The following is a 4,000-nucleotide window of genomic DNA, read 5'->3' as shown; positions in this document are numbered from 1 at the left end:
TATTTCGCGTTGCGGGTGGGTTGAAATCCCCAGGCCAGATGCACCACAGAATCGGCGCCGTCGAATACGCGACCCAGATCGCGTGCCGCCTCTCGGTCCGCGACGTCGAGCCGTAGCCATTGTGCTTCGCCGTAAACGCCTTTCGGCTCGGGAGGCCGGCGCACGACTCCGATCAGCTGATGCGCGGCGCCGCACAGATTACGCAGCAGCGCGGTTCCGACGTTGCCGCTGGCTCCAATGACGACGATGCGCTTTCGCATGATTAGGGTTCGCTTTCTCACCGGGGGCACCACGTGGCATGGCAGGCAGCGGGGCTCCCTGTCTGACTGAGTTGACAAGTGCTGATCACGCCGGTGTACCCCATCGCAGACTCCCCACACCGCCATCGATGCAAAAACGCTTCAAAATTGGGCGGTGCATTAACAGCTGCGTGGCTCGCCGGTATCACAATGAGCACTCATCACGCAGCTTCCAGTGAGTGCGGTCCAAGGTGTCATCGGCGGTGAAACCTGGTGCGGCCGTGGCTCAAACGATCTGGGTTGCGTTGAGGTGAAACCCGGGTCCAATTCCATCGTCGAGCAAGGGCATCGACGCGCTGGTCACCGAGATTGGTGACTGAGAATGTCGGCGGGGTCCAGGGTGCCGGTGGTGAGCTGGTGGGCGATTTCGGATAGCCGAGTCGCGTGGGCGCGCCCGTAGCTGCGGAGAGCTTGAAAGGCTTCGTCCATGTCGAGGTTTCCGGCGTGCGCGAGCAGGCCTTTGGCTTGTTCGATGGTGATTCGGTTTTTCAGCGCGGTTTGTAGTTGTCCCGTGAGCACTTCACCGCGACGGATGGCGCGTTCGGACAGGATGCCGATGGTGGCGGTATCGGCCAGGGCTTGAGCCACTAGAAGGTCCGCCTCGGCGAGGCGGCCCGGCTCGGTGCCGAAAAGGTTCAGTGCGCCGATGACCTCGCGACGCAGACGCAGCGGAACCGCGTGCACGCTGTGAAACCCCTCCCGCGCCACTTCCTGGGCGAAGGCGGGCCAGCGGGTGTGCTCGGCGGTGATGTCGCCGATCAGCACCCGTTGTCCCGTGTGGAAACAGTCCAGGCAGGGGCCCTCGTTGGCCTGCAGCTGGAACAGTTCCAGCAACCGGGTGCGTTCGGTGGAGGAGGCCAAAATTTGCAGGTTGCCGCGCTGGTCTGAAAGCAGCAGACCCGCCGCGGCCACGCCCAGCAGCTGAACGCAGCGTTGAGTGAGTTGGTGCAACACTTCAGCGATGTCGTAGTCGTCAACGAGGGTGTCGGCCAACTCGACGAAAGCTCGCACGAGGCGGGATTCGCGCTGTTCGGGTGACGGCGACATGGCGTCCATCGCAGCTCAACTGCCCTTCCGGGGTTCGCGTTTCGCGAGGGCAGAAGCTCCGCCGGATATCCGCACGCACGTAGGCGATCGTCGCGCGCACGCGCGTGATTCGGCAACGTCGGCGGGGGGAGTGCTCATCGCTTCTCACTGAATCGCTTTCACGACGAGCCTACATTGCGCTCTTGCTCCGCTCGCGTCTTCGATTGAAATGATGCCAAGCCGTGCAGAGCCCATAGCTCAGGCTACGCGCGCTGGGAGGAGGAACCATTCCGTTGGGCCGGTGCGTCGATTACGCATCAGTTGCTCGACAGGCGTCGGAAATGCTGCAACGATGGTGACGGAAGTGTCCGCTCGCCGGGTTGAGAAGTTGCAGCTGGAGTATTAGCCAGGCGGTGCGCGGCTTGAGAGCGCTGTCCCTGACCCCGGCAGTCGACCTATATCGACAGCGATGAGGGGCGACAGCACATGGGGAACTGCAACTGCACGTACGACACCCTTGATTGTGAATCTCCGGGTTTTGCTCAAGCGGCTCCTCGAACCGAGCATGGTTTGGATGAGGCGGGGACCGAGTTGGCGGGTGATCGGAGAGCTGGCGTGCGCGGGCTAGCCGCCAAGCCCGATGCTGACGCGACCTTGACCGCGATCACCGCCGCGGTGGTGGCGGCCGTGCCCAATGCCGCTTGTGCGAGCATCAGCCGAGTGGTCAGCGGGGACCGAATGGTCGCCCACGCCTCCACCCAAGCGATCGCGCATGAGCTGGAACAGCTGCAAGCCGGCTTGCAACACGGGCCCAGCATCGAGGCGCTCCGACGGTTGCGCACCGTCAACGTTCCGGACATGGCCAGTGACGGCCGCTGGCCCGACTTCGCTTCGGCCGCACTGCAACTGGGGGTGGGTAGCATGCTCGCGATGCGACTGTTCGCGGCAGAAAAGACGCTCGGCGTGCTGAACCTGTACTCCACTGTGCCGCACGGATTCAGCGCCCAGGACCAGACCATCGCCGACGTGTTCGCCGCCCACGCCGCGACCGCGCTGCACGCGGCCAGCGAACGCCAGGGCCTAAATCAAGCCATTGTCAGTCGCGATGTGATCGGGCAGGCCAAGGGCATACTCATGGTGCGTCATCGCACCACCGCCGTGCGGGCATTCGACATGCTGGTCGCCGCTTCCCAGCAGACCAATCTCAAACTCGTCGACGTTGCCCATTGGCTGATCGCCGAAAACGAACACTCGGCTCAGAGACGCTCAACTGCCATCGGGCCAGCAGGTGATGTTTCCGGCGTCCGGTTGCGACCGCCAGCGACCATCGCCGGCATCAGCGGCGAAATCGACGCAGGTAACGTGGGCGACGTGCGGCGTTACGTCGCCGGTCTGATTTCCATTGGCCGCATGCTGGTCCTTGACCTCAGTGAAGTTCAGTTCCTCAGCGTCGCTGGACTTCGCCTACTCCAAAGCATCGACGAACAATGCGTGAAGGCTGAGCTGGACTGGGCACTGGTAAGCAGCGACGCGGTCGACATGATGCTGCGAGTCGCAGGTCATCACCATGAGCTACCTACCTCGCGTTCGGTGACGGCGGCCTTGCAGCGACTGACCCGGTCTATGCCAGCGCACTGCTCACCGCCGCCGGTTACCCCGGCGGGCCATTGAACGGGCGCCGATCGCCAGACGGCGACGCCCCTTAGGATCAAGGCCAACAACGCCGGCCATGACACGTGCCCGCGCCCGCGCATCGATCAAATGCAACGAACCAAGTTGATCGCCATCACCCCACCGGCCCCAACTGGTCGGCAAATCAATAGTAATCATCTACGTGTCCTTAAGAGCCGCACTTATGACCTTGACACCCAAGTCATCGCGTCGTGAAGGATCGGATTCCTTTAATTTCCAAACTGGTTGGAGTGCTTCAGGTTACGAAGGCCATGGTGGATGGTTCCAGTACGGCGTGATCTGCGCCGACCTTATGCGGGCTTGAGGGGGAGCTGGAGATACGAGGCGCGATCGCCGCCCGTATGGATGATGTGCTGTCCACTGTTTTGCGGCGTGTATTCCCGTAGGCCGGGCATCCATGAGCCGAACAGGTTTTGCGCGCTGATGATCTGCCGAAGCTGCTCGCCGGGGTGGAACACCAAGCCTATTGGTAACAGGTCGATTTCGACTTCGACGACCTGACCGGGGTTCAGTTTCTCGACACGGTTCCGCCATTTCGGTCTGAACCCGGCAGCACAGGTAAGCGCATCGCGACGGGTCGACCCACGCGAGTGACCGAGCCCTGCCTGGGTGCTCGTGACCGCCCGGAACGCCGCCAGGCCGCGCCTGATGCGAAATCTCATCGTACGGTTGGGCGGTCGTCAGCTGTGGCCCGTGACGGTGTGCCAGCGTTGGCGCGGGAGCCGACCGGGATGAACGGCAGCGCCGCCAGCGCGAGCAATCCGGACATCGCGTACGCCAGCGGGTAACCGGTCGCGGTGATTAGTTCGCCGAACACTGGCGGTGCGACGGCGAACGTCACCCGCTCGGCAGTGTGCTGGGTGCCCAGTGCGCGCCCGCTCCAGTACCGCCCGGCATATTCGGGGATCGCGATGAACGGCAACCCGTTGTCGCCTGTGATCGCTGCCGCGACGAGCATGAACGCTACGGCGAGAGGCGAGTTC

At 63.2% G+C, this 4,000-nt stretch carries 4 protein-coding genes and 1 pseudogene; 1 reads left to right on the top strand and 4 read right to left on the bottom strand.

The annotated features are described in order from the left end of the window. Both VFW69_RS00865 and VFW69_RS00860 read right to left on the bottom strand, forming a co-directional pair. The coding region (locus VFW69_RS00865) for an NAD-dependent epimerase/dehydratase family protein (protein ID WP_526497189.1) at nucleotides 1–260 on the bottom strand (260 nt) is incomplete at its 3' end. A gap of 339 nt (nucleotides 261–599) precedes the next feature. Further along, nucleotides 600–1,346, bottom strand: a complete 747-nt coding sequence (locus tag VFW69_RS00860) for a GAF domain-containing protein (RefSeq protein WP_526497187.1) — start codon at nucleotides 1,344–1,346, stop codon at nucleotides 600–602. A gap of 594 nt (nucleotides 1,347–1,940) precedes the next feature. Here VFW69_RS00860 and VFW69_RS00855 point away from each other — a divergent pair. Then, nucleotides 1,941–2,996, top strand: a complete 1,056-nt coding sequence (locus tag VFW69_RS00855) for an ANTAR domain-containing protein (RefSeq protein ID WP_526497185.1) — start codon at nucleotides 1,941–1,943, stop codon at nucleotides 2,994–2,996. 311 nt (nucleotides 2,997–3,307) lie between these two features. Here the strand turns inward: VFW69_RS00855 and VFW69_RS00850 are convergent, their stop codons facing one another. After that, nucleotides 3,308–3,679 carry a CocE/NonD family hydrolase C-terminal non-catalytic domain-containing protein gene (locus VFW69_RS00850; RefSeq protein ID WP_526497183.1) on the bottom strand — a complete coding sequence of 124 codons (372 nt, stop codon included), beginning with the start codon at nucleotides 3,677–3,679 and terminating at the stop codon, nucleotides 3,308–3,310. Next, a pseudogene (locus VFW69_RS00845) lies at nucleotides 3,676–4,000 on the bottom strand (MFS transporter); the annotation flags it as partial. The gene VFW69_RS00850 and the pseudogene VFW69_RS00845, both read right to left, overlap by 4 nt.

The organism is Mycobacterium sp. (genome assembly GCF_036273375.1).
In the GTDB taxonomy this organism is placed as follows: domain Bacteria; phylum Actinomycetota; class Actinomycetes; order Mycobacteriales; family Mycobacteriaceae; genus Mycobacterium.
Note: the sequence above shows the minus strand (reverse complement) of the source record. Positions and strands in the feature narration are given on the sequence as shown.